General features: G+C 65.2%; 24 protein-coding genes and 1 tRNA gene. 14 read left to right on the forward strand and 11 right to left on the reverse strand.

The window, feature by feature from the left end; genetic code table 11:
• Nucleotides 1-33: 33 nt before the first annotated feature.
• The 3 genes from BH683_RS24470 to BH683_RS24480 are packed head-to-tail and all read left to right on the forward strand — an operon-like array spanning nt 34 to nt 2,923.
• A complete protein-coding gene (locus BH683_RS24470; RefSeq protein WP_246833571.1) occupies nt 34-540 on the forward strand; it encodes an FMN-binding protein in 507 nt (168 codons plus the stop codon).
• Entirely contained in the window at nt 537-1,409 is an 873-nt protein-coding gene (locus tag BH683_RS24475) for an FAD:protein FMN transferase (RefSeq protein ID WP_246833572.1), read from the forward strand. The genes BH683_RS24470 and BH683_RS24475 overlap by 4 nt, the downstream gene beginning before the upstream one ends.
• Nucleotides 1,406-2,923, forward strand: a complete 1,518-nt coding sequence (locus BH683_RS24480) for an FAD-dependent oxidoreductase (protein WP_084838887.1) — start codon at nt 1,406-1,408, stop codon at nt 2,921-2,923. The genes BH683_RS24475 and BH683_RS24480 overlap by 4 nt, the downstream gene beginning before the upstream one ends.
• Nucleotides 2,924-3,012: 89 nt before the next feature.
• Here the strand turns inward: BH683_RS24480 and BH683_RS24485 are convergent, their stop codons facing one another.
• A complete protein-coding gene (locus BH683_RS24485) occupies nt 3,013-3,972 on the reverse strand; it encodes a proline dehydrogenase family protein (RefSeq protein ID WP_084838994.1) in 960 nt (319 codons plus the stop codon).
• A gap of 2 nt (nt 3,973-3,974) precedes the next feature.
• Nucleotides 3,975-5,609, reverse strand: a complete 1,635-nt coding sequence (gene pruA / locus BH683_RS24490) for an L-glutamate gamma-semialdehyde dehydrogenase (protein ID WP_084838993.1) — start codon at nt 5,607-5,609, stop codon at nt 3,975-3,977.
• A gap of 203 nt (nt 5,610-5,812) precedes the next feature.
• Between pruA and BH683_RS24495 the strand changes: the two genes are divergently transcribed.
• Nucleotides 5,813-7,348 carry a helix-turn-helix domain-containing protein gene (locus BH683_RS24495; RefSeq protein ID WP_246833586.1) on the forward strand — a complete coding sequence of 512 codons (1,536 nt, stop codon included), beginning with the start codon at nt 5,813-5,815 and terminating at the stop codon, nt 7,346-7,348.
• Here BH683_RS24495 and BH683_RS24500 read toward each other — a convergent pair.
• The 3 genes from BH683_RS24500 to dacB form a co-directional block, all read right to left on the reverse strand.
• Entirely contained in the window at nt 7,284-7,955 is a 672-nt protein-coding gene (locus BH683_RS24500) for a Pr6Pr family membrane protein (RefSeq protein WP_084838889.1), read from the reverse strand. The genes BH683_RS24495 and BH683_RS24500 overlap by 65 nt on opposite strands.
• Before the next feature lie 4 nt (nt 7,956-7,959).
• Nucleotides 7,960-9,096 carry a DUF3068 domain-containing protein gene (locus BH683_RS24505; protein WP_168187114.1) on the reverse strand — a complete coding sequence of 379 codons (1,137 nt, stop codon included), beginning with the start codon at nt 9,094-9,096 and terminating at the stop codon, nt 7,960-7,962.
• A gap of 103 nt (nt 9,097-9,199) precedes the next feature.
• Nucleotides 9,200-10,861, reverse strand: coding sequence for a D-alanyl-D-alanine carboxypeptidase/D-alanyl-D-alanine-endopeptidase (gene dacB / locus BH683_RS24510; RefSeq protein WP_143696125.1), 1,662 nt, complete (start codon nt 10,859-10,861; stop codon nt 9,200-9,202).
• 102 nt (nt 10,862-10,963) lie between these two features.
• Between dacB and BH683_RS24515 the strand changes: the two genes are divergently transcribed.
• Nucleotides 10,964-11,491 carry a GNAT family N-acetyltransferase gene (locus BH683_RS24515; RefSeq protein ID WP_084838892.1) on the forward strand — a complete coding sequence of 176 codons (528 nt, stop codon included), beginning with the start codon at nt 10,964-10,966 and terminating at the stop codon, nt 11,489-11,491.
• A gap of 100 nt (nt 11,492-11,591) precedes the next feature.
• Here BH683_RS24515 and BH683_RS24520 read toward each other — a convergent pair.
• Nucleotides 11,592-11,664: transfer RNA gene (locus BH683_RS24520), tRNA-Arg, on the reverse strand.
• A 22-nt stretch (nt 11,665-11,686) separates the two neighbouring features.
• The gene (locus BH683_RS24525) at nt 11,687-11,935 is read right to left on the reverse strand and encodes a DUF2630 family protein (RefSeq protein ID WP_084838893.1); all 249 of its coding nucleotides are present in this window, start codon (nt 11,933-11,935) and stop codon (nt 11,687-11,689) included.
• Nucleotides 11,936-12,031: 96 nt separating this feature from the next.
• On the opposite strand from BH683_RS24525, the gene BH683_RS24530 reads away from it, so the two are divergent.
• Together BH683_RS24530 and BH683_RS24535 are read left to right on the forward strand one after the other, a co-directional pair.
• Nucleotides 12,032-12,850: a maleylpyruvate isomerase N-terminal domain-containing protein gene (locus tag BH683_RS24530; RefSeq protein ID WP_084838894.1), complete on the forward strand. Its 819-nt coding sequence runs from the start codon at nt 12,032-12,034 to the stop codon at nt 12,848-12,850.
• Between the two features lie 23 nt (nt 12,851-12,873).
• The gene (locus BH683_RS24535) at nt 12,874-14,178 is read left to right on the forward strand and encodes a family 1 glycosylhydrolase (RefSeq protein ID WP_084838995.1); all 1,305 of its coding nucleotides are present in this window, start codon (nt 12,874-12,876) and stop codon (nt 14,176-14,178) included.
• Here the strand turns inward: BH683_RS24535 and BH683_RS24540 are convergent.
• Entirely contained in the window at nt 14,075-15,094 is a 1,020-nt protein-coding gene (locus BH683_RS24540) for a hypothetical protein (protein WP_084838895.1), read from the reverse strand. The genes BH683_RS24535 and BH683_RS24540 overlap by 104 nt on opposite strands.
• 137 nt (nt 15,095-15,231) lie before the next feature.
• Between BH683_RS24540 and BH683_RS24545 the strand changes: the two genes are divergently transcribed.
• Together BH683_RS24545 and cobF are read left to right on the forward strand one after the other, a co-directional pair.
• Nucleotides 15,232-16,038, forward strand: coding sequence for an SDR family oxidoreductase (locus BH683_RS24545; protein ID WP_084838896.1), 807 nt, complete (start codon nt 15,232-15,234; stop codon nt 16,036-16,038).
• 4 nt (nt 16,039-16,042) lie between these two features.
• Nucleotides 16,043-16,807: a precorrin-6A synthase (deacetylating) gene (gene cobF / locus BH683_RS24550; protein ID WP_084838897.1), complete on the forward strand. Its 765-nt coding sequence runs from the start codon at nt 16,043-16,045 to the stop codon at nt 16,805-16,807.
• A gap of 84 nt (nt 16,808-16,891) precedes the next feature.
• On the opposite strand, the gene BH683_RS24555 is transcribed toward cobF, so the two are convergent.
• Nucleotides 16,892-17,638, reverse strand: a complete 747-nt coding sequence (locus BH683_RS24555; protein ID WP_246833573.1) for a 3'(2'),5'-bisphosphate nucleotidase CysQ — start codon at nt 17,636-17,638, stop codon at nt 16,892-16,894.
• A gap of 25 nt (nt 17,639-17,663) precedes the next feature.
• Here BH683_RS24555 and BH683_RS24560 point away from each other — a divergent pair, with 25 nt between their 5' ends.
• Genes BH683_RS24560 through BH683_RS24570 form a run of 3 tightly spaced genes read left to right on the forward strand, consistent with a single transcriptional unit; the run spans nt 17,664 to nt 20,372 of the window.
• A complete protein-coding gene (locus BH683_RS24560) occupies nt 17,664-18,539 on the forward strand; it encodes a DNA-formamidopyrimidine glycosylase family protein (RefSeq protein ID WP_084838899.1) in 876 nt (291 codons plus the stop codon).
• Complete coding sequence (locus BH683_RS24565) at nt 18,536-19,621, forward strand: Ca2+-dependent phosphoinositide-specific phospholipase C (RefSeq protein WP_246833574.1); 1,086 nt, start codon at nt 18,536-18,538, stop codon at nt 19,619-19,621. Before BH683_RS24560 ends, BH683_RS24565 begins: the two co-directional genes overlap by 4 nt.
• A 10-nt stretch (nt 19,622-19,631) precedes the next feature.
• Nucleotides 19,632-20,372, forward strand: coding sequence for an SDR family oxidoreductase (locus BH683_RS24570; RefSeq protein WP_084838900.1), 741 nt, complete (start codon nt 19,632-19,634; stop codon nt 20,370-20,372).
• On the opposite strand, the gene BH683_RS24575 is transcribed toward BH683_RS24570, so the two are convergent.
• Nucleotides 20,340-21,704, reverse strand: coding sequence for a cytochrome P450 (locus BH683_RS24575; protein ID WP_084838901.1), 1,365 nt, complete (start codon nt 21,702-21,704; stop codon nt 20,340-20,342). The genes BH683_RS24570 and BH683_RS24575 overlap by 33 nt on opposite strands.
• On the opposite strand from BH683_RS24575, the gene BH683_RS29185 reads away from it, so the two are divergent.
• Together BH683_RS29185 and BH683_RS24580 are read left to right on the forward strand one after the other, a co-directional pair.
• The gene (locus BH683_RS29185; protein WP_281492334.1) at nt 21,703-21,834 is read left to right on the forward strand and encodes a hypothetical protein; all 132 of its coding nucleotides are present in this window, start codon (nt 21,703-21,705) and stop codon (nt 21,832-21,834) included. The two genes, BH683_RS24575 and BH683_RS29185, sit on opposite strands and share 2 nt — an antisense overlap.
• On the forward strand, nt 21,834-22,505 hold the full coding sequence (locus BH683_RS24580) for a response regulator transcription factor (protein ID WP_084838902.1): 672 nt from the start codon (nt 21,834-21,836) through the stop codon (nt 22,503-22,505). Before BH683_RS29185 ends, BH683_RS24580 begins: the two co-directional genes overlap by 1 nt.
• Before the next feature lie 85 nt (nt 22,506-22,590).
• On the opposite strand, the gene BH683_RS24585 is transcribed toward BH683_RS24580, so the two are convergent.
• Complete coding sequence (locus BH683_RS24585; protein ID WP_246833575.1) at nt 22,591-23,997, reverse strand: HAMP domain-containing sensor histidine kinase; 1,407 nt, start codon at nt 23,995-23,997, stop codon at nt 22,591-22,593.
• Between the last annotated feature and the right edge of the window lie 79 nt (nt 23,998-24,076).

The following is a 24,076-nucleotide window of genomic DNA, read 5'->3' on the forward strand; positions in this document are numbered from 1 at the left end:
CGCGGTCGACTCTCACCAGGCACTATGGACACCATGACTTCGACCATCACTTCATCTGCAACGAGCCGAATTGTCAACGCGGGCAAGGTCGCCGCGGTGATCGCGGCGACCGGCGCTGCGATTGCCGCCTGCGGCGACGACGGCGGCAGCACCTCTGCGTCGACCACCACGGCAGCAGCGACATCCACCACGACGGGCTCGACCGCCGCGGAATCGACAGCGGCACAGGGCGGCTCGACCTCCCCGTATGCCGACGGTGAGTACTCGGCCACCGGCACCTACAACTCACCCGGTGGTGAGCAGTCGGTCGGTGTCACAGTCACCCTGTCGAACTCGGTTATCACAGCGCTCACCCTCGACACCAGCCAGACCAAGGGCACCTCCGCCGAGTTCCAGGCGAAGTTCGCCAGTGGAATCGACTCTCTCGTCGTCGGCAAGAGCATCGATGAGCTCGACGTCAGCAAGGTCTCCGGATCGTCGCTGACCTCCGGCGGGTTCAACAACGCGATCGACGAGATCAAGAGCGAAGCCAAGGCGTGATCAGCGGGTCGACGGCGGTGTCCGTGTGGGAGTTCAGTGCTCTCGGGACGGCGTGGGACATCACGGTGCCTACGCCGCTTTCCGAGGCGCTCCGCGCGCAGATCGCCGTCGAACTGGCCCGTATCGACCAGGTGTGGTCGAGGTTCCGGTCAGACTCGGTGGTCGCCGAGATCGCCCGCACCGCGGGGGAGTACCCGATCGCCGAATCCGATCAGCCGATGCTCGACCTGCATCGACGGCTGTACGAGGTCACGAACGGGCTCGTGACGCCGTTGGTGGGACAAACCTTGGATGATGCCGGGTACGGCGCCGGGTATGCCCTGCGGCCTGCGGACACGGTCGCGGGGGTACCTGCCTGGGACGATGTCATCGCCGGCTGGCAGGGGACCCTCCGCACGAGCCGACCAGCGCTGATCGACGTCGGCGCCAGCGGAAAGGGCTTTGCCGTCGACCAGGTCTCGAAGATTATCGCCGACGCGGGGTTCGACGAGTACCTCGTCAACGGCAGCGGAGACATCAGGGCCGGTGCAGCGCCGCACCGCATCGCCCTTGAGCACCCGACAGATCCCACGAAGGCCATCGGCACGGTGATGATCGAGAACAACGCGATCTGCGGTTCGGCCGGCAATCGGCGAGCATGGGCCGATTGGCACCACATCGTGGACCCGCGCAGCAGCAGACCCACCCGAGAGGTACTTGCCACCTGGGTGATCGCCGACGACACCATGACCGCCGACGGTCTGTCGACCGCACTGTTCTTCTCCTCTCCGCAGAAGCTGTTGCGCGACTATCGCTTCGACTACGTGGTGGTGCGGGCAAATGGCAGCGTGGAGCATTCACATGCCCGAGAACTGGAGCTCTTTCTATGAAGTTCGTCCGACTCATCGACCGGATCTCGATGTACCGCTTCGTGTTGCTGGCCTTGGTGGTTCTGGCCGTGTACTCGCTGGCCGTTGCGGCCTCGGACACCGACTTCGCTTACACCGCAACACAGCTGGTCGGATCGCTGGCGATTCTGGTGGTCGTCTGTGGCGTCGTCACCTACGCGTGTGCGGCAGTCGTACGGGTACCGCCGGGTAGCGAATCGTGGTTGATCACTGCGCTCATCCTGTTCTTCATCTTCCCGGGCGTCACCGATTCCGACGCGGCGTGGGGACTCGTCCTGGCCGCCGCGGTCGCGAGTGCCTCGAAGTACGCCCTGGCCGTGCGGCGGCGCCACATCGTGAACCCTGCGGTGGCGGGTGCGGTGATCAGCTACCTCCTCGCCTACTTCTCCATCGGGCCGTTCGAGTACCCGGTCTGGTGGGTGGCCGCTGAACCGTTGCTGATCGCCATGATCGTGGTCGGTGCCGCTGTGGTGTGGAAGCTGCGCGAAGGGTGGCTCGTCGGCGTGTACGTCGCGGTATCGGTCCTGACGATCATCGTCGTGGCACTTGATGCCGACACTCCGATCGGCGATGCACTCGATCTGGGCTTCACGTCCACACCGCTGCTGTTCGTGGCGGCGATCATGTTGACCGAACCACTGACCTCTCCGGCGACGCGGATCCCGAAGGTGCTCTACGCGGCTCTCGTCGCCGTCCTGATGTTCTGGGGTCAGACGTTCGAGATCACGTCCGACTTCACGCTGGCGTTCGTTCCTGAGATCGCCTTGCTCGCGGGCAGTCTGTTCACGTTCGTCGTCGGGATGCGGTGGCGACGTACAGTGCTCACCGTGGACTCGGTGCGGCCGATCGGGGTGGACACGTACGAGGTCCTGGCCACGCCACCGCTGCGCTTTGCGCCCGGACAGTGGGCGCAGATCTCGGCGGCCACCTGGAGTCCGACGCCGGACAAGCAGGGCACCCGGCGGGTGCTCTCGCTGGCCGGAGCGCCGTCGGAAACCCATACCCGCTTCGGGTTCACCGCGATCGGTGAGCCGTCGGCCTTCAAGAAGAGGCTGATCGACGGCTCCACCACCACGTTGTACGTCGATGAGGTGGGAGGCGACTTCAGATTGCCCCGCAAGACGTCGACCCCCACCGTCTTCATTGCCGGTGGCATCGGCGTCACCCCGTTCCGATCCATGCTTGCCGAGTTGACGGCCAAGACCGGTGGCGATCTGTCCCACGTCTCGATGATCTACGCCGCCAACAGCGACGATCGTTTGGTGTACGCGGACGTTCTCGATGCCGCGAAGAACCTTGGAGCCCAGGTGATCACCGTCGTCGGAGGGTTGGTGAGCGTGGAGGAGATCGACTCCATCGCCCGCCCCGGGGCGCACTATTATCTGTCCGGACCGCCGGCGATGCTGGCGGCTCTCAAGCCGATGCTGATCCGCGCCGAGCCCCAGCTCCGGTGGCAGCCGTGGCGCGTGCACACCGATCGCTTCATCGGGTACTAGGCCTCGCCGAAAATTCGCGCCACCTGTGCGCGTACGCGCCAGTTGCAACCGGCGCGCACGCACGCAGGTGGCGCGAATTCGGGAATGGGCTAACCCCGCGATACCAACGCTCGCAAGAAGAACGTGAGGTTGGCCGGACGCTCGGCGAGGCGGCGCATGAAGTATCCGTACCACTGGGAACCGAAAGGAAGATAGACGCGGACCTGACGGCCGGCCTGCGCGAGTCGGACCTGTTCACCGTCACGGATCCCGTAGAGCATCTGATGTTCCCACTCGTCGGCCCCGCGGCCGGCGGCTGCGGACAGTTCCTCGGCCGCCTCGATCATCGCGGGATCATGACTGGCAACCATCGGGTAACCGCTGCCGTCCATCAGAATGCGCAGACATCTCAGGTAGGAGTTGTCGACATCGGCCCTGCTCTGGAACGCAACGTCTGCCGGCTCGGCGTATGCCCCCTTGCACAACCTGATTCGTGACCCGGGATCAGAGAATTCGGCGCAATCATCCTCGGTGCGATGGAGATAGGACTGCAACACGGTGCCGAGTTCTGGGAAGTCGGCGCGTAACTCGCGCACGATCCGCAAGGTGGCATCCGTCGTCGTGTGGTCCTCGGCGTCGACGGTGACCCAGACACCGGCCTGTGTTGCCGCGCTGGTGATGCGGTGGGCATTCTCCAGAGCGATCTTCTCGCCGTACCGCGGCAGCGCCCGACCCAGTGCCGACAACTTCAATGAGACCTCCAGCGGGTGACCTTGCGCGGCCACCTCCCGGTCGCCGAGCATCCCGATGAGCCGCAGATATGCCTGTACCGTTGCGTCGGCCTGTGACTCGTCGGTGGTGTCCTCGCCGAGGTAGTCGATGCTGATCGTTCGACCCGACTCGAGCAGGCCCGCCCCTGCGCCGAGTACGTCGTCGAATGATTCACCGGGCACGAAGCGGTGCACCACGTTTCGGGTGGCTGGGATCCGCTCGGCCGTGCGTTTGATCCGTTCACTCCGGGCGGCGGCCATGATGACGCTGCGTGCCACGGCGGCAGTCGGTGCAGCCATGTTCATTCACCTGCCATGTGCGGATAGGACGACGATGTCGGCGGGTCGAAGGTCTCCTTGATGGTGCGGGTGGAGGTCCACCGCATGAGATTCTGTTTCGATCCCGCCTTGTCGTTGGTCCCCGATGCCCGTGCGCCGCCGAACGGTTGCTGGCCGACGACCGCTCCAGAAGGTTTGTCGTTGATGTAGAAGTTTCCTGCGGCGTTGCGCAGCCCCGACATCGCGGTGCTCACCGCCGTCCTGTCGTCGGCGATCACGGCGCCGGTCAGGGCGTAACGGGCACTCGAATCCACCTCCTGCACCATCGATTCGAAGTCGTTGTCGGGGTAGACGTGCACCGCCAGGATGGGACCGAAGTACTCGGTGCGGAAGGACTCGTCGTGGGGGTCGTCACTCAGCAGGACTGTCGGCTGGACAAAGAAGCCGGTCGAATCGTCGTGCCCCCCGCCGGCCGCGACCGTGAGGGACGGGACGGATTTCGCGCGCTCGATTGCGGAGGCCGAGGTGTCGAAGGCCCGCTGATCGATCACCGCGCCACCGAAGTTGCTCAGGTCGCGCACGTCGCCGTAGCGCAGTGCGTTGGTCTCCTGAAGGAAGTCGTCACCCATCTTGTCCCACACCGACCTCGGGATGTAGGCGCGTGAGGCGGCCGAACACTTCTGACCCTGGTATTCGAACGCCCCGCGGATCAGCGCAGTGCGCAGGACATCGGGATTCGCCGACGTGTGGGCCAGGACGAAGTCTTTGCCGCCGGTCTCGCCGACGAGACGCGGATACGTGCGGTACCGGTCGATGTTCGAGCCGACCTCCCGCCACAGGTGCTGAAACGTCCTGGTGGAACCGGTGAAGTGGATACCGGCGAGGTTCGGATCGGCCAGCACCACGTCCGACACCGCGATCCCGTCGCCGGAAACGAGATTGATCACCCCGGGTGGCATCCCGGCGGCTTCGAGGAGTGTCATCGTGAGGTAGGCGGCGTAGGTCTGGGTGGGTGACGGTTTCCAGACGACGGTGTTGCCCATCAACATGGGAGCGGTCGGCAGGTTCGCGGCGATGGCGGTGAAATTGAACGGCGTGATCGCATAGACGAAACCCTCGAGAGGCCGGTGGTCGAGCCGATTCCACACTCCTGGACCGGAGATGGGCTGCTCGGCGAGGATCTCCCGGGCGAATCCGACGTTGAAGCGCCAGAAGTCGACGAGTTCGCACGGTGCGTCGATCTCTGCCTGCTGCACCGTCTTCGACTGTCCGAGCATGGTGGCGGCAGCGATCTTCTCGCGCCACGGCCCCGACAGCAGATCGGCAGCACGCAGCAAAACTGCGGCGCGATCGTCGAAAGATGTTGCAGCCCAGCCTGCTGCTGCATCCCGGGCGGCGGCGACGGCGGCGCGGGCGTCATCGTGGGTGCCATTGGTGAACGTCCCCAGCACTTCTGCATGGGAGTGCGGTTGCACGACCGAGACGCGCTCACCGCTGCCGGCGGCATGGACACCACCGATCACGTGCGGCAGGTCGATGACGTCGGCCGCGGTGACCCTGTCGAGTTCAGCGGTGATGCGGTCTCGTTCGGCGGATCCGGGCGCGTAGGTGTGGACCGGTTCGTTCCGGGCGATCGGGGGAGTGGTGATGGCGTCCATGTGTCCATTCCAACCCGGCGCGATCCGCGAAGCCATGGCCGATCCGACAATGAGTTGCGCTATCCTTGTGCCGATCGGACAAAGGACTTCTCGCCATGGTGCAACCGAGCGGTGCAACCCAGACCGGTGCTACCCGGACTGGTGCCATCCCGACGGGTGGTTCGCTGACCCTGGGAAGGCTGCTTCTCGCGCTCGACGGCACCATGGTGACCCTGGTCGAAGCGCCGGACGGGCTGGACCAGCCGGTGTCGACCGCCGCGCTGCTCGACGCCGATGACCTGTTGCTCGGTGTCGGACGGGCGGCCCGCGCCGCAGAGCTGGCGTTGCTGGTCGGGGTCGATTCAGATCAGGCCATCGCGTGGCTGGCCACGCTCGGGACCCGGACACCGGCGGCCATCCTGGTGAAGCTGCCCGACGCCGACCTGGTCCGACGGGCGGCGGCCGGAGGCATCGCGGTGGTGGCGGTGGATCCCCACGCACGGTGGGAGCGGATCTACAACCTGATCGGGCGGGTCCTGGACCAGTCTCGCGCGGGATCACCGGAATCGATGGCCAGCGGTACCGCGGGCGACCTGTTTGCGCTGGCACAAGCGGTCGCCGACCGAACCGGCGGCCTGGTGAGCATCGAGGACGCCGACTCGCATGTGCTGGCGTACAGCAGTTCTGATGAGCAGGCGGACACGCTGCGCCGGTTGTCGATCCTCGGACGCGAGGGTCCACCGGAGATGCTCGACTGGCTTCGGCAGTGGGGTGTGTTCAGTGCCCTGCGATCCCGGGCCGAGGTGGTCTCGGTGGGCGAACGTGCCGACTTGGGGCTGCGGCCACGGATCGCCATCGGGATCCGAGAGCCGGGCGCTGCAACGTATCTGGGCACGCTGTGGTTACAGCAGGGTGCCACTGCTCTGTCGGACGACGCCGGTCCGGTGATCACCGGTGCTGCCGCGGTGGCCGCTCGGATCATCGCGCGTTCCGCGGCGGTGCCGTCGGCGCACGGTGAACAGGTGCAGCGCCTGCTGGGGCTCCGCGGCGACGTTGTCGATGTTCCCTATCTCGCATCCGCACTGGCCTTGCCGGGGGACGGCCCGGTCGCGGTCGTCGGTTTCGGAGGGCAGGATGTCGTCGATCCCGGCACGGTGCTGACCGGGGCGTACCTGCCGGCGCTGACGTTGCACGCCAGCGCTTTCCGGCCCGACTCGGTGACGGCCGCCGCTGGCGATCGTGTCTACGTGCTGTTGCCGCGGACTGACGCCGGAGCGGCGATGCGGTGGGCGCGGGTGACCGTGGCCGCGGCGCAGCGCCAGTTCGGTCTACGGGTCCGCGGCGTCGTCGCCGATTCGCCCGCAGGTCTGGGTGCAGTGGCGGGCCTGCGCGGCGACGTCGACCGGGTTCTTGACGCGGCGCTACGCGAGGGCGCCCACATCGACGTCGTCAGTACCGTCGAACAGTCGCGAACGCCGGTGTTGCTGGGGGAGATCGTGGGTCTGCTCGCCGACAACCCTGATCTGATCGATCCGCGGGTCGCTCAGCTCCGTGAGTACGATCTGGCCCACGATGCGGCGCTGGTGCCGTCGGTGCGGGCGTATCTCGACGCGTTCGGAGATGTGCGGGCGGCTGCCGGCGACCTCCATGTACACCCGAACACGCTGCGCTACCGGCTTCGTCGCGCGCGCGAGCTCACCGGGCTGGACCTGGGTGACCAGTCGACCCGGCTGGTGGTGGCGTTGGCGCTTCGCGTGTAGCCACCCGGAATCTGCTGTACCAGGCGAGCGCCAGCGAGATCAGGGCCGCGAGGACGGCGATGCCGATGCTGACCACGATCACGGCCGCGACACCGTTCTCGCCCGGATCGAGGAACGGGTAGGGGTACCAGTCGACGAGCGGGCCGCGGATCGAGGTGTATGCCACGTACACCAGGGGAAAGGTCAACCAGATCATGGCTTTTCGAGAACTGATGCCCACCGCGGGCGGATCGATCAGCCAGTCGATCGCTACCGCGACGGGGACCAGGTAGTGCAAGACCGTGTTGTCCCAGGCGACCGCTGTGAACTGGGTGGCTTCGAGTCCGGACAGCAGGACGGTGAAGCCGATGCCGGTCACCAGCATGTACAGGGTGCTCGCGCCCCGCAGCATCGCGATCCGGTCCAGCGATCGTCCACTCGCCAGCAACCCCACACTGAGCAGTAGGACCACCGAGGCAAGCAGGTTGCTCTCCACGGTGAAGTAACTGAAGAAATTGGCGGCTTCGAACGTGCCGCGATCGATCAGCACCACCACCTCGGTGACGAGCGCAGTGAGGGTGAGCAGCCCAAGGATCAGTTTGAAACCGATGAGACCGAGGGTGCGCACGTGCTCATTCAACTCTGTTGCCGGGTTCCTCCGGTCGTCGCCGCACCAGAAGTCCGATTCCCGCCAGCAGGGCGACACCACCCACAACGCCGATGATGATCGGAATGATCGTTCCGCCCCAGCGCAGTTGGTCGACGTAGCCGCTCGCCTTGTCGGACTGCCGCTTGATCGTCGCATCGGTCCAGGCCATCGTCGCGCTGAAGGCATCCATCCGGAAATCGCGGATGGGCGCCGCCAGATCGGGGTCCTCCCAGCCGGGGGACTTGAAGTACTGCTGCTGGATCTCGCGGCCGTTGAGCACTGTCCCGGTGTTCGGTTCCACCCACACATGCCGCGTAGCCTTCGCGAACCGATCCATCACGACCTTCTCGTCCGCGGGTATCCCGGTGATGCCCCACCAGCTCGCCGGCATCTCGAGTGAGGTGCCCAGACCCGGTTGGCCGCTGGGGGTCTCCAGCAGGGTCTGGTCGATTTCGGGGACCTCGCTGACGAACTCGTAGGCCGTCAGACCGTTGATCTCGGTCTCGCCGACAAACTTCGCGGGCACGTCCTGCCGGGAGTTGATGTCGTAGTAGAGCTGGTCGGACTTGTCGACGTCGAATCCGAACTTGTACTGGAATCCTTCGCGGGGTGCCTCGACGAAGTTGTCCTCGGCGTCGATCGTGCGGGTGCCCTCCGGGGCCTCGATGGTGTGCAGGCGGTTGATCTCGCCGTTGGGCTTGCTGGTTTCGCGGTCGAGAGAAACCACGTCGACGCTGCCGGTGAGCACGCCATCCTCGCAGGTACGTCGGCCATCGACGGGCGCGACGGTGGGCTCGATCGTCTCGTCGCCATCCTGGATGCGGTCGATCTGGACCGTCTGTCCTGACTGCACGGTCACCTGACCGGAGTCGGACGGGTCGATGACAACGGTGCGGCGTTGCTGGGTGAGGTGAGCGTCGAACACCTCGGCTCGTGGCCCGCTGACCGAGCAGCGGTTGAAGACCCGGGCCGGAACGTCGTTGCTGTCGGTCAGACCCGCGGGCTGCGACTGCGCGACGGTGGTGATGTCGAGGTCGAGCGGCACCACTTTGAGCTTGGGGACCAACCACAGTGGAACCGCGATCGCCGCGGTGATCGCCGCTATCCCGATGAAGATCAACGCCGGTGCCAGAAACCTTTTGATGTCGAAACCCCTCTCGAACGCCGATGTCCGAGTCCAAGTATGGCAAGGGTGATTGTCAGGGTGCGTGAGGGTGGTGTGTTCAGAGTGTCTCGTAGATGATGCTCGAGATGACGCCCTCGTCTTCGAAGACCGACGAGATCTCCGGCCCGAAGTCGTCGAGCCGTCCGGCGTTGTTGACCATCAGCGCGTAAGCGACCGTGCGGCCGCTCTTGGTCTCGATGTATCCGGCGAGATTCTGGGCGACGAGGTTCACGGCCTCGCCGTCCTCGGTGGGTTCGACGGTCGTTCCGGTCTTCGCGAACACATGGCCCTTACCGGGCAGCGTGGTGCCGGTGGAGGCCAGCGAACCGTTGACACCCATGACCGGCAGGCAGGCCTGGTAATCGGCCGCCACATCCGTCTTGCTCATCGCGGTCAGCAACTGGACCAGCGCTCGAGGGGAGGCCTTGCTGTCGGGACTGCCGCTGCCGTTGGTCGGGAAGTCGAACTGGTTGCCGTCGAGGCCGAAATCGGCAATGAGGGTCTCCCGCTCGGCGGCCAGGGCAGTGTCGATGGTGGTCGCTCCCTTGGTCAGACCGAACAGGCTCAGCGCCAGATTCGCGCCCAGGTTGAGGCTGACCTTCAGGATGAGCTGGGCCTGCTGCAGGTAGGGCGGTGACACGAAGGCGGCCACGCGGTTGCCGTCGGTGTAGGTGCTCGCAGCAGGCAGCCGGTCAGCCGGGTTGGGGCCGATGGCCTGAGCGGTCATGGTGATGCCGTTTCGGCGCAGGGCCTCGATGAAGGCGGTGCGCGCGTAGGCCGCAGGGTCCTCGATCCGAAATGTGCCGACGAAGGTCTCGTTGCCGGTGAGGGGTGCCTGATAGTCCACGGCGATGTCGCCGCCGACGGTGCCGGTGCAACCGGCGACGCCGACACACTCGATCCGGCCGTTGTCGGACAGCGTCACCGTGCTGTCAGTCCCTGCGGGAACCGTGGTGACTGCGCCCGCGACGGTCAGGGCAGACGATTTGGGTCGGTAGTCGACCGTCGCCGGCTGACCGGGCTGCGTGGGATCGACGATCACGTCGACCATGTTCTCGTTCACGAGGATCGGGGTGATCAGCAAATTGCCGTTGGGAACGCGGTACGGCGTGAACAGTCTGTCGTCGACGATCACGTTGCCGCTGATGGTCGTGATGCCGGCCGCTTTGACCTGGGCAGCGAGGTCGTTGATGGCGAACAGCGGGTCCTGCGGCGTCGGGATCGCGGTGCCCAGGTTGTTGGCGTCGTTGTGATCGAAGTCGGTGAACTGCACTGTGTCCGCGTCGATGCGACGGCCCCCGAAGGTGAGGTCTCCGTTGCCGACGAGGATCAGATCCCCGTTCAGCGTGCCCTGCTCGACGGAGCCCGTGCGATGCACAGGCGTGTTGATGCGGTGGTCTGCACCCAGCGTGTTCAGCGCCATCCCGACCGAGAACAGCTTGCGTGTCGACCCGGTGAGTGCGATGTCGTCAGGGTTGAGGGCGTACAACACCTCGCCGGTCTCGACGTCGCTGACCAGCAGGCTCCACGTCGCGCCGGACTCGGTGTAGCGGGGCTTGGTGAGGACGGCATTGATGCTGTCCGGCAGGGGACTCGCGGTCTCCGAGGCGCTCGCCGACGGGCCGGCGCTGTCGGAGTCGGTGCTACAGGCGACTGCCGCCACAGAGACGCCGGCGACCCCGGCGAGAAACGAGCGGCGCTTGATCGTGGTGCTGAACATGGTGATTCCCTCGGGCCCGGTTACTGCAACTTGCGGCAACACTGAAGTTTGCCATGCTCGCGTCGAAATGCCCTCAGGGTCAACTCTTGTAGCCTGGGCCGAATGTTGATCCGTCAGGCAACCCGCGACGACGCTCACGCGCTCGCCGTGGTCGCGGCCGCCACCTTTCCGCTGGCCTGCCCACCGCAGACGACCGAGGCCGCGAAGGCTGACTTCATCGCGACCGAGCTGTCGCAGGAGCGTTTTGACGAGTACCTGGCCGACCCGGAGCGGGTCATCGTCGTCGCGGACGACATTGATCACCTGAGCGGCTACACGATGATCGTGTTCGGTGAGCCCGCTGACCCCGACGTCGCAGAAGCCATCAGGCTGCGACCCACCGTGGAACTGAGCAAGTGCTACGTGCTGCCCGGCGCACATGGAGGCGGGGTCGCCCATCGGCTGATGACGCAGACGTTGGAGCTGGCCCATGAGCGAGGTGGCTCCGGGGTCTGGCTCGGAGTCAACGAATTGAACACCAGGGCTCGTCGGTTCTACGAGAAGAACGGCTTCGGAAAAGTCGGGCGCAAGAGGTTCCTGATCGGCGGAACGTATGAAGACGACGACATCCTCGAGAGGGCGTTGCCCTGAGGGCCCACCAGAAACGTCCCCGTGAACAACGACCGAGGGCGTTCTGCCCTCGGTGGTCGTCCTCGGAGACGAAAATGGTGGTCCGGCGGAGATGTCACAGTGCCCTCGGCAGGATTCGAACCTGCGACCTACCGCTTAGGAGGCGGTTGCTCTATCCCCTGAGCTACGGGGGCGCACGGGAGAGAACTTACCAAGTCAGTTGAGGTAGCCCTCGACCACGTTCTCGGACCGCACCGCGGCGTCGTCGGGATTGCCCCCGGAACGGCGTAGCGCGTCACGCTGTCGGAGCAGGTCCCAGCACTGGTCGAGCTGTACCTCGACCTCGCGGAGCTGGGCGTGCTCTTCGTCGGGCGTGATCTTGCCGTCGGTCAGCTGGGTGCGGAGTTCTTTTTCATGCGCGATCAGATCGGTGATCTGGGCGTGGAGGTTCTTGTCTGTGGTCACCCCACAAACTGTAGGCGCCGACCCTGGGTCCACGCACGTGCCGGTACCCGCAGTTCGGCCGCGGCCGCAGGTGAAGTCACCTTATGCTCTGCAATCATGAGCCGAACAGTCGTGCCGAAGGAACCGGCGGTCGCCGCGCTGGCCTCGGTCTGGAGGTCCATCGAGGCGATCGCGGCCGATCTCACCGCCGACCAGTGGGACAGCCCGTCGATTCTGCCGGGGTGGACGATCGGGGATGTCGTCGCCCACGTCATGACGACGGAGTTGCTGCTGCTGGGGGATCCGGTGCCCAGTACCGACGCAGACGTGGAGTCGTTCGCGCACGTCCACAATGAGATCGGTGCCATGAACGAGCGCTGGCTCGAGCACTATCGGGCTCGCGGACGGGACGCGGTGCTCGCCGACTTCAGCGCTGCGACGTCGCGGCGGCTCGATGCACTGCAGGCGATGAGCCAAGACGACTTCGACGCCGATTCGTTCACGCCGGCCGGACCCGACACCTACGGACGCTTCATGCGGATCCGGATATTCGACAGCTGGGTGCACGAGCTCGACCTGCGGGACACCCTGGGATTGACCCCGCCCGCCGACGCATCGAGCGCGGTACTGGCCTTTGACGAGATATTTCGTGCACTTCCGTTTCTCGTCGGGAAGAAGGCGGGCGCGCCGGAGGGCAGCCGCGTCCGGATCGTCGTCACCGGCGTCGTGGAGAAGACCGTGAACATTGCTGTGGACGGCCGGGCGACGATCGTGTCCGATTTCGCCGACGAACCCAATGTGACCGTGACGATCAATTATGCTGACTTCGCTCGTCTCACCGCAGGGCGTGCGACGGCCGATCCGGCGGTCGCCGTCGTCGCCGGCGACCGCGCACTCGGCAACGATGTGCTCGGAAACCTGACGTTCGCGATGTGAGGCAGATCTCGGGGGAGGAATTCATGATCGGAACGACACTGATCCGGCGACTGATGATGGTCGCGTTGCCGGTAATCGTCGCGCTCGCGATACTGCCGGCGCCGGCGCATGCGCAGGCACCCGGTCTCGGCCAGGATTTTCTGTGGGGCGTGGGTTCGGCCGGTTTCCAGTCCGAGGGTTCGTCGCCCGACAGCAACTGGTTGCGTTACTCGAGCTCCGACCGGGTACACGACCCCGTGGGTACGTCGGTCGACTTCCGGCATCGATACGTCGAGGACATCACGAACGCGAAGCTGATGGGGGTCAAGGTCTACCGGATCAGTGTCGAATGGGCGCGCATTCAGCCGAAGCCGGGTGTCTGGGATCAGCGTGAACTCGAGTACTACGACCGCGTCATGCACTACATCCTGCTGTCGGGGATGCGGCCGATGATCACCCTCGATCATTGGGTGTATCCGGGCTGGGCGGTCGACCGTGGTGGCTGGAACAACCCGAACATGGTGCGCGACTGGCTGACCAATGCGAAGAAGGTGGTGGACCGCTATGCGCGTTTCGATCCCATCTGGATCACGGTCAACGAGCCGCTGGTCTACACCTTTCTCAAAGAACTGAGTTTCGGTGGCATCGCGCCGCAGAATGTTCCGTTGATGCTCGACCAGCTGGTACAGGCACATCGCACCATCTACGACTACATCCACGCCCGCCAGCCCACGGCGTGGGTCACGTCGAACTCGGCGTATCTGCCCACGGTGCAGCCGGTTCTGGACTCGATGTTCCTCGATCGGATCAAGGACAAGCAGGATTTCGTCGGCATCGACTACTACTATTCGGTCGCGGCGACCGACCTGAACACCTACAACGCGGCGACGGAGGAGTACTGGAAGGCCTCGACCTCGGCGGACGGCCTGTATTACGCACTGCGTTACTACGACCGGAAGTTCCCCGGTAAGCCGCTCTACATCGTGGAGAACGGGATGCCGACCGAGAACGGGGCCCCGCGGCCGGACGGATACCGACGGGCCGATCAGCTCCGCGACGCCGCTTACTGGCTGGCCCGCGCCAAGGCAGACGGCATGAACGTCGTCGGCTACAACTACTGGTCGATCACCGACAACTACGAGTGGGGCAGCTACACACCACGTTTCGGGCTGTATCAGGTGGACGTCACCTCAGACCAGGCCTTGCTTCGCCGTCCCACGCCGGCAGTCGCCGCCTACCGGGACGTCATCGCCAATGGAGGCGTTCGCTCAGACTATCGACCCACCAGGCCGGCCCAGTTCTGCTCTCTGGTGGATGCTCCAACGAGCTGCAGTCAGCCGGTACGGTAAACGATTCGTCGAGTTCGGGAGTGGAGGCGAGGTTCTCGTCGGCGGACCGTTCGGCCTCGGCGGATCCGAAGAGTGCCACGGCGACAGCGCCCAGGACCGCGAACGTGAAGCCCGCCAAAGCCATCCACTCGAGACCGGGCACGGTCGAGTCGCCGAGCCACATCACCCCGACGATGCCCGGTGCGGCGGTCTCACCGACGACCAGGGCAGCAGTCGAACCGTTGACGGCACCCAGCTGTAGCGCGACGGTGTGGAGGTAGAAGCCGGACGCGCCGGCGATCGCGATCACCCAGGCAGCGGGATCGGCCAGCATCGTCGGCAGCGAGAACGGATCGATACCGTCGAGGACCCGGACACCGATGGCGACCGCACCGAAGAGCAGTCCTGCAGCGGCACCGGCGGTGACCGACCCGGCCGGTCCCATCCGCCGGACCCCGTAGATCGACAGCCCGACGAGCACAAGAGTCGCCAGCAGAAGGGCCCAGTGCAGCGAGCGTGGGGTTGCGCCTGCGGTGTGTGGCTGCGAAGCGGCTCCGAGGATCAACAGCGCGGCCAGCACCGTGCCGATGGCAACCCAGTCCTGGGTGTGCAGCCTGATTCCGAGCAGACGGATGCCCAGAACGGCAGTGATGACAAGGTTGCCGGCAACGATCGTCTGGGACAAGAACAGCGGCAGCATCCGGGCGGCACCCGCTCCTGCGATGAAACCGAGGACGTCGAAGATCGCGCCGACGATGAACACGCCGGTCATCGCGGTCGCGGCGGTGGACCGCAGAGAGGGCGCGCCCGTCGCCGTCGACATGCGGTGGTCGGCGGAGTTCTCCCGGGCTGCCTTACGCGCACCGAGCGCCTGCATCACCGACGACAGGCCATAACCCACCGCCGCGATCAGGGCCAACGTGACTCCGACAACCACTTACAACACCCACTTTCCACACAGCTCGTTGTAGACAACAACTAAGTCTGCTCAGGTAATTCCCAGCTTCGCCACTGATTTTTCTCAGACGCCGGTGGCGTTGTTCACAGCGCGCGGGTCGCCATTAGGGTTGGGCGATGAGCACAACCGTCTTGATCACCGGCGCATCCAGCGGAATCGGCGCCGAGGTCGCCCGCCAATTGGTGGCCAAGGGCCTGACCGTTCTGGGTACGAGTCGCAGGCCCGATGCGATTGCGAAGCCGATCGCGGGTGTCACCTATCTCGAACTCGACCAGAACGACCCGGCCAGCATCGCGCGGTGCGCAGAGCAGGCGGGCGCGATCGACATCCTCATCAACAACGCTGGTGAGAGCCAGATGGGACCGCTCGAGGACACCCCGATGGACGTCATCGAGAAGTTGTTCGCCACCAACGTGTTCGGGCCGATCGCGCTGACCAAGGCGGTGTTGCCGGGGATGCGCCAGCGCGGGAGCGGGACCATCGTGATGGTCGGGTCCATGTTGTCGAGCTTCCCATTGGCCTTCCGGTCCACCTATTCGGCGACGAAGTCCGCCATGAAGGCGTTTGCCGACGCGAGCCGCCGGGAGCTGGCTCCGTTCGGGATCGCCATCTGCACCGTCGAACCGGGCACGATCGCGACCGGAATCGGCGACCGACGTGGCTACTACATCGCCGACGACTCGCCCTACCGCGCCGACTACGACACCGTCGCCGAGGCCACGCGGCGCAACGAGAAAGCCGGACTCGCAGTGGAGCCGATGGCGGCGCTGATCGTCGAGGCCGCGCTGTCCGAGGATCCGAAACCGCTGTACGCCAAAGGAAACAAAGCGCCGGTGGTGTTCGCCCTACGCCGGTTGCTGCCGCGTCGAGCCATCCTCGACATCACCGGCCGGTTCCACGGTCTGCCGAAAGCGCGACCCTGAGGCAATGCGCAAACTACTCGTCATCGGGATCGGTCCGGGCGATCCGCGGCAGGTGACCATCGAGGCCATCGACGCGATGAACTCGGTGGACGCGTTCTTCGTCCTCGACAAGGCGCCAGAACGTGGCCTCGCCGTGAAGCACTCGCTGGTCGGCTTGCGACAGGAGATCTGCGAGCGATACATAGACGGCGACTACCGGTTCGTCGAGGTGCCCGATCCGCCTCGTGACCGCAACCCCGACGACTATCGCGCCGAGGTGCGGCGCTGGCACGACGCCCGCGCTGATCTCATCGAAGCAGCGTTGGCGACCGAACTGGCGGACGACGGGGTCGGAGGGATCCTGGTGTGGGGCGACCCGGCGCTCTACGACAGCACGCTGCGCATCGTCGACACCATCATCGACCGTGGTCGAATCGAACTGGAGCACACTGTGATCCCGGGGGTCACCAGCTTCTCCTCGCTGACCGCCGCTCACAAGATCCTGCTCAACCGCATCGGCGAGCCCATCCACATCACCACCGGGCGCAGGCTGGATGAGACACCCGACGGGGCGTCGGCGAACCAGGTCGTGATGCTCGACGCCGACTGCACGTTCCTGCAGACCGCTGCGCCGACGGATCAGATCTGGTGGGGCGCCTACCTGGGTCTGGACAACGAGATACTCATCGAAGGAACGGTCGGTGAGGTCGGTGAGACGATCCGCGAGACCCGTGCCGCCGCCCGTGAGCGACACGGCTGGATCATGGACATCTACCTGCTCCGCCGCTGATCCGGCCCCCGATAATGGGTTGTTTTGGCGGAGCCGAACAGGGCTTTTGTTCGCCAGAACGACCCATTATCGGAGGGCGGGGAGCTAGAGGATCTCGTCGAGGGCGGACAGGATCGGGTCGCGGAGTTCACGGCGGCAGATCACGAAGTCGGGCATGAACGGGTTGGGACGGTTGTACTCGAGCTCCGACCCGTCGATGCGACTGCAATGCAGCCCCGCAGCCTGCGCGACCCCAACCGGTGCGCAGTTGTCCCACTCGTACTGTCCGCCTGCGTGGACATACGCGTCGGCGTCTCCGCGAACGACGGCCATGGCCTTCGCCCCGGCCGATCCGATCGGCATCACCTTCAGGCCCAGGCGGTGCGAGACATGACCGGCCTCGAACGATGTCCAGCCGCGGCTGGCGACCATCCGCCCACTGAGTTCGCCGTCCACCTTGGGCACGGAATCGGTACTGAACACCTGGTCGATGGCCGGTAAGGAGACCGCACAGTCGGTTGGCTGCCCACCTTCGGTGAGCGCGATGTGCACGGCCCAGTCGTTTCGGCCTGCCGAGAACTCGCGGGTGCCGTCGAGGGGATCGATGATCCATACGCGGTCGGCGGAGAGCCTGCGACCGGTGTCCTTGGCCTCTTCCGACAACACGGCATCCCCGGGTCGGTGCTCGGCGAGGACCGCCGCGATCCACGTCTGCGCCATCGCATCGCCGACGTCGCCGAGCAGATATCCGCGCAGCAACTGCTGATACCGGATGTTGACGAGGATTTTCCCCGCGCCTTCGGCCAGCATTCTGGCCAACTCGGCGTCGGTCGCCGAACCACTGGAGCGCATCCGTTTACTAGAGCACACTGGACCCATGCCTGAGTTACCTGAGGTGCAGGCCATCGCCGACTACGTCGACGGCCGTGCCGCCGGACTACCCATCAGACGCGTCGATGTCGCATCCCTCGCAGTTCTCAAAACCGCCGATCCGCCCTACACCGCACTGGCCGGGAGAGTGATCGACAGCGTGGGCCGGGTCGGAAAATACCTGGTCATCACGACATCCGGAGCCGACGAGGGACCGATCCACCTGATCATCCACCTGTCCCGCGCGGGCTGGCTGCGGTGGTCGGACAACCTGTCGCCGACCCCACCACGGCCAGGCGGCAAAGGCCCGATCGCACTTCGTGTGCATTGCGGTCTGCCAGGAGAAGGGTTCGACGTCACCGAGGCCGGCACCCAGAAGCGCTTGGCCGTGTGGATCGTCCGTGACCCCGCCGAGGTCGAGCGGATCGCGACGCTGGGTCCGGACGTCCTCGCGTTGACCCGCGACGAGTTCGCCGCGCTGCTGGCGACGACCGGCGCGCGGATCAAGACGGTGCTGACCGATCAGCGGATCATCGCCGGGATCGGGAACGCCTACAGCGACGAGATCCTGCACACGGCGAAGCTGTCGCCGTTCGCGACCTCCAAGAACCTGTCCGATGATCAGATCGACCTGCTCCACGCGACCATCCACTCGGTCCTCACCGGTGCGATCGGCCGACTCGAAGGCCAAGAGGTTGCCCGGCTCAAAGGCGAGAAACGATCTGGTTTGCGGGTGCACGCCCGGACTGGGATGCCGTGCCCGGTATGCGGGGACACCGTGCGGGAGGTCTCGTTCACCGACCGCTCGTTCCAGTACTGCCCGACGTGCCAGACCGGTGGCAAGATCTTGGCGGACCGGCGGATGTCGCGACTACTGAAGTGACAGGCTCTGATCTGGACGAACTGCCGCCAGGCCTGCGGCTCAATCAGATCCAGTTCATGGCGACGCACAACTCGTGCCATCAGCTGATGCCACCTGATGAACGCTTCCCACTGCTGATGGGGCCGAACCTCGACTCGTACCGGTACGAGCATCCGCCACTCGATGTCCAGTTGGAGCAGCAGCAGGTGCGCGGAGTCGAGCTGGATGTCTACCCCGACCCGCGGGGTGGGCGATATCGGTATCCGTCCGCCCGACGGTGGCGCGGGCGTGGACCTCGACCGGAAAAGCTCTGGGACGAGCCCGGTTTCAAGGTCATGCATGGCCCCGATGCCGACTACGGCACCAGCTGTCCGACACTGGGTGGGGCCTTGCGGACCATTCGGGACTGGTCGAGAGCGAATCCGTCGCATGTGCCGATCGTCATCCAGCTCGAACTGAAGGCGTCGTGGCCGTGGGCGCTGCTGACCGGGGGTGCCCGCGTGCCGCAGTGGACGCCGAAGACCCTCGACGATCTGGACGCGCAGATCCGGCAGGTGTGGGGCGACTCCGCACTGCTCACCCCGGACCGGATCCGCGGGACCGCGTCGACACTGGAGAAAGCGATCCTGACCACGGGGTGGCCACTGGTCGACGAGGTGCGGGGAACCGTCCTGTGCTTCCTGGACTACGGCGATCACGAGTACATCCGCGACCACTATCGGCGTGGTCGGCCCAGCCTGCAGGGCCGGGTTGCTTTCACAGCACCTGCTCCGGGGCATGATGATTCGGCGTTCGTGATGCGTAACGATCCGCGGGGGGACAATGCGGAATACATCACCGATCTGGTGCGGCGCGGCTACTTCGTCCGCACCCGCGCCGACGAACCGGTGTCGACGGCGAAAGCCGACGAACACACCCGGCCGGCAATCGCGATGAGCTCGGGTGCTCACATGATCAGCACGGACTTCCCGCAGCCGGGGCTCGCGTTCCGCTGGGGCGACGGCAGGTTCGTCGCGCGGCTACCCGGGGGAGTTGCGGTGCGGCCGAACCCGGTGACGGCTCTGGAGACCAGCGCAGCGGAGCTCGACCCTGTCACCGGGTAAGTTGCCTCCCATGACTCGCAACAGGATCCTCATCACCGGCGCCAGCTCAGGTCTGGGCGAGGGGATGGCCAAAGCCTATGCAGCGCAGGGGCGCGCGTTGGCGCTGTGCGCCCGGCGTACCGACCGGCTCGATGAGCTCAAGGCAGAGCTCGAACCGCAGGCGGCGCAGATAGCGGTGGCCCATCTCGACGTCACCGATCTGCCGACGATTCCCGCTGTCTTCGGCCGGCTCCGACAGGAGCTCGGCGGCCTCGACCGGGTGATCGTCAACGCGGGACTCGGCAAAGGGGCACCCATCGGGACCGGCAAGGCACACGCCAACATCGAGACGGTGCAGACGAATCTGGTTGGCGCGCTTGCTCAGGTCGAGGCTGCCCTCGAGATCTTCCGCGAGCAGAACTCCGGGCACCTGGTGCTGATCAGCTCGATGAGCGCGGTGCGCGGCCTCCCCAAGGCGCAGGCAGCGTATTCAGCGTCGAAAGCTGGACTCTCCGCGCTCGGGGAGGGATTGCAGGCAGAATTCGCCGGCTCGCCCATCAAGATCAGCGTGATCCTGCCCGGCTACATCTCCACCGACATCAACGCCGGTGTGAAGACCAAGCTGATGGCCGACCGCGATACCGGTGTGAAAGCGCTCGTCGCCGCGATCGACGCAGAGCGGGCCCGGACCCCGGTGCCCCGGTGGCCGTGGACCGCCGTCGATCTGGCACTGCGTCATCTACCGGCGGCCGTCACTCGCCGCATGGTCTGAGCGCTTCCGCACTCTTGCGGGGAAGCCGGTGTTCACCGTCAGTGAGCGGTCCTTGACCGGCATCAGAAAATCTTGCGGCACAGACCAATCGAACTCGCGGAGCATTCGGTGTAGGACGGTGAGCACTTCCATGCGTGCAAAGTTCATGCCGATGCACTTGTGCACGCCGCCGCCGAACGGCATCCAGGCCATCCGATGACGATCGGAATCGTGGCCGTCGAGGTCGTGGCGGGTGGGATCGAAGCGGGTGGGGTCGGGCCAGATGTCGTTGAGCTGATGGTTTGCTCCGATGAGGACGATCACGAAGGTTCCCTTGGGGATGTGGTGCCCGCACAGCTCGGTGTCCTTGACGGCGGCGCGCGGCAACACCGGGACCGGCGGGCGAAGTCGGATCGCCTCCTTCATGACGAGGTCGCAGAGTGGCATCAATGCCAGGTCGTCGTAGGTGATCGTCTCCGGCAGTGTCTGGACCTCGGTCCGCAGTCGGTCTCGCCACTGCGGACTCTTCGCGAGCTCGAATGCCGTGGCGGTCAGCGCGATGGTTGCCGTGTCGTGGGCGGCGAAGATCATGAAAATCATGTGATCGACAATCGCGGCGTCGCTCAGACGGTGTCCGTCCACTTCGGCCCGGCACAGTCCGGACATCAGGTCATCGCCGGCGCCCGTCCGTTTGGCTGCGACCAGGTCGCCGAAGAATTTCTCGAGGCGCCGACGCGACCGGAGGCCGCGCCTCCACCGTGAACCCGGTATCGGGAATCGGACCACAGCGCCACCGGCCTCGATCAGATCCACGCATGCGCGATTGAGTTCTGTTGTCGCGGCTCGATCCAACTCGACGCCGGCGAACACCTCCAGTGCGATGTCCAGGGTGAGATTCTTGAACTCTGTGCGCAGGTCGACGGCCTCACCTACCGGAAGGGCGCGAATCGAGCGGGTGATCCGGCGCTCGAGCTGTCGATGGTAGGCGGCGAGCCGATCGGCCGTAAACGCCTGCTGCATGATCCGTCGGTCGTGGTGATGTTCCTCAAAATCCATCAGGAGGATCCCTCGCCGGAAGAAACGGCCCAGTGCGAACCCGTACACGGGTTCCGTGGAGAACGCCTTATCCCTGTTGAGAGTCAGTTCGGCGGCCGCGGGCGGACCCTGCGCCACCACGACCTTGCGCCCGAGCGCGGTTGTGAGCGCGATGTCGCCGTAGGCGCGACGCAGGGAGGCAGCCAGATCGGCGGGGCGCCGCACCAGTTTCACTGTCGAGACCAACGGCAGACCTCTGGGGCCACGGACCGCCTTCAGGCCGCTACCGGCAGGTGGTGTCGACAACACTCTGCTCATGAGTCCTCCTTCAGCGCCGAAACGACGCTCATCGCTCGATACCTCACTGATAGGCATTCGTCGCGGCGATGTTCTGGGACGGGACAAGTACCCTGAAGGCGCGTTCGACAGTCCCGAGGAGGCCGAGTAGTGCGCGTACTGGTGGTCGAGGATGACGTGCGAGCTGCAGAAACCGTGCGCCGCATGCTTGTCAGCGACGGGTGGAGCGTAGTGGTTGCCCGTGATGGTGCCGACGGTCTCTGGCAGGGGACCGAGAACGAGTTCGACGTCATCGTTCTGGACATCATGTTGCCCAAGATGAACGGATACCAGGTCATCAAAGGGCTCCGGTCCCGGCAGGTGTGGACCCCGGTGCTCATGCTCTCGGCCAAGGACGGCGAATACGACCAAGCCGAGGCCCTCGATTACGGTGCCGACGACTACCTCACCAAACCGTTCTCGGTGGTGGTGCTCAAGGCCCGCCTGCGCGCTTTACTTCGGCGCGGTGGCAAAGAGCGTCCGGCGGTGCTGTCTGCCGGTTCGCTGACCCTCAACCCGTCGGACCACGTGGTCTGCCGCGATGACGCACCGATCAAGCTGACGCCGCGAGAATATTCGATGCTCGAGTTCTTGATCCGGAACAAAGGGCGTGTCGTCACGAAAGTTGAGATCCTGCAATCGATCTGGGATGAGAACTACGAAGGCGACGTGAACATCGTCGAGGTGTACATCCGATATCTGCGCAAACGAATCGATATTCCGTTCGGCGCCAATTCGATTCGAACAGTCCGCGGTTCGGGCTACTGCCTGGTCGACGAATGATCAGACCGTTGAGGCGCCCTGAAAACCGGTCTGCACAGGGCCGCCAAGGGAGCATTGCCCCCGGTACCCTCGTATTTGCCGGTTTTCAGGGTTCCACAGCGGCTTCGAGCACCGGCCTCTCACGTTCGGCGATTGTGCCGGGATCGGCGTCTTCGGAGAACCCGGTCGAGATCGTCATCGTGAAACACGCCCCACCACCGGGAGCGTCCGACACCGTGATGGTGCCGCCGTGCGCTCGTGCGATCTCGGCGGCGATCGGCAGGCCCAGTCCCGACCCGGCTTGATGGCGGCCCCGATCGGAATCGAGCCGGTAGAAACGGTCGAAGATCTTGTCCCGCAGTTTTTCCGGTACGCCGGGACCGTCGTCGATCACCCGGACGGTGGCTGCGGACAGGTCGGTGTTCTGCGTCATCTGGAGTGTGATCGTCGACGTCGCATGATGTGCGGCGTTGTCGGTGAGGTTCCGGATTGCCCGTGACAATTTGTCCGAATCGCCGATCACCCGGATCGGCGTGACATCGGCGACCACCTTCGCCAGTCCCAGTGAACGCAGGCGTTTGACTTCGGCGCCCACGATGTCGTCGAGGTCCACCTCATCGACAGTGAGCGGGATGCCCCGTTCATCGGCACGGGCGAGGAGCAGCAGGTCGGCGACCATGGTCCTCATCCGTTGCGCTTCGGGCAGCAAAATGGTCCGTACGGTGTCGACGTCGATGGGGGAGTCGGTGTCGTCGGCCAGGTCGAGGATGCCCACGAGCGTGGTCAACGGCGAACGCAGCTCGTGGGAGGCGTCGCCGACGAACTGCAGCTGGCTCACGCGACTCCGCTCGAGGCGGTCGAGCATGTCGTTCATCGTGACGGCCAGGGTGGTCAGCTCATCGTCGGTAGAAGGGACCGGCACACGGCGACTGAGGTCGGAGCTCGTGATCGCCGAGACCTGCCGGGTAATGCGTTCGACAGGTTTGAGCGCCCGCCCGACGAAGAAGTAGATCCCGGCCCCGGCGATCAGGATGACGACGGGGAACTCGATCGCGAGAATTATCGCGGTTCCACGAAGTCCCGAAAAGTACGGCTGCGTCGACACCGCGGTGATCACGTTGTAGTCGATGCCCTCGTACTGGGCTCCGGTGACTTGGCCGCAGTAGGTCCCCGACCGTCCGGGGATCTCGACGCCGTCGACGCGCTGGGTGTTCCACCACCCGGGCTTGATGTCCGATATCGCGGCCTTGTCGCCCCGGGGTGCGCTGAACAGCACGGTCCCGCTGTTGTCGACGATCTGGATGACGTCAATACCGGTTGTGGGCCTGAGCAATTCGGGATCGACGTTCTCGATCCCGCCATCGTCTATCTGGTGGGCGATCTCGTACGACCGATTTCCGGTCGACTTGTACATCTGCGAATCCTGTTGCCGGTGCAGCATGAAGAGCATGATCACGGCGCCGGCGACCACAGCCATGGCGACGATGATCGTCGCCACGATCGTGGAGCGCATACGCACTCCCTGATTGCGGCGGAACATGGCGCGGAAACCGCATGTTCTTTGTGCGAACACCTGAAGGGACTCCTAGCTG

Origin of the sequence: Williamsia sp. 1138 (assembly GCF_002095435.2) — a bacterium.
Classification (GTDB): domain Bacteria; phylum Actinomycetota; class Actinomycetes; order Mycobacteriales; family Mycobacteriaceae; genus Williamsia.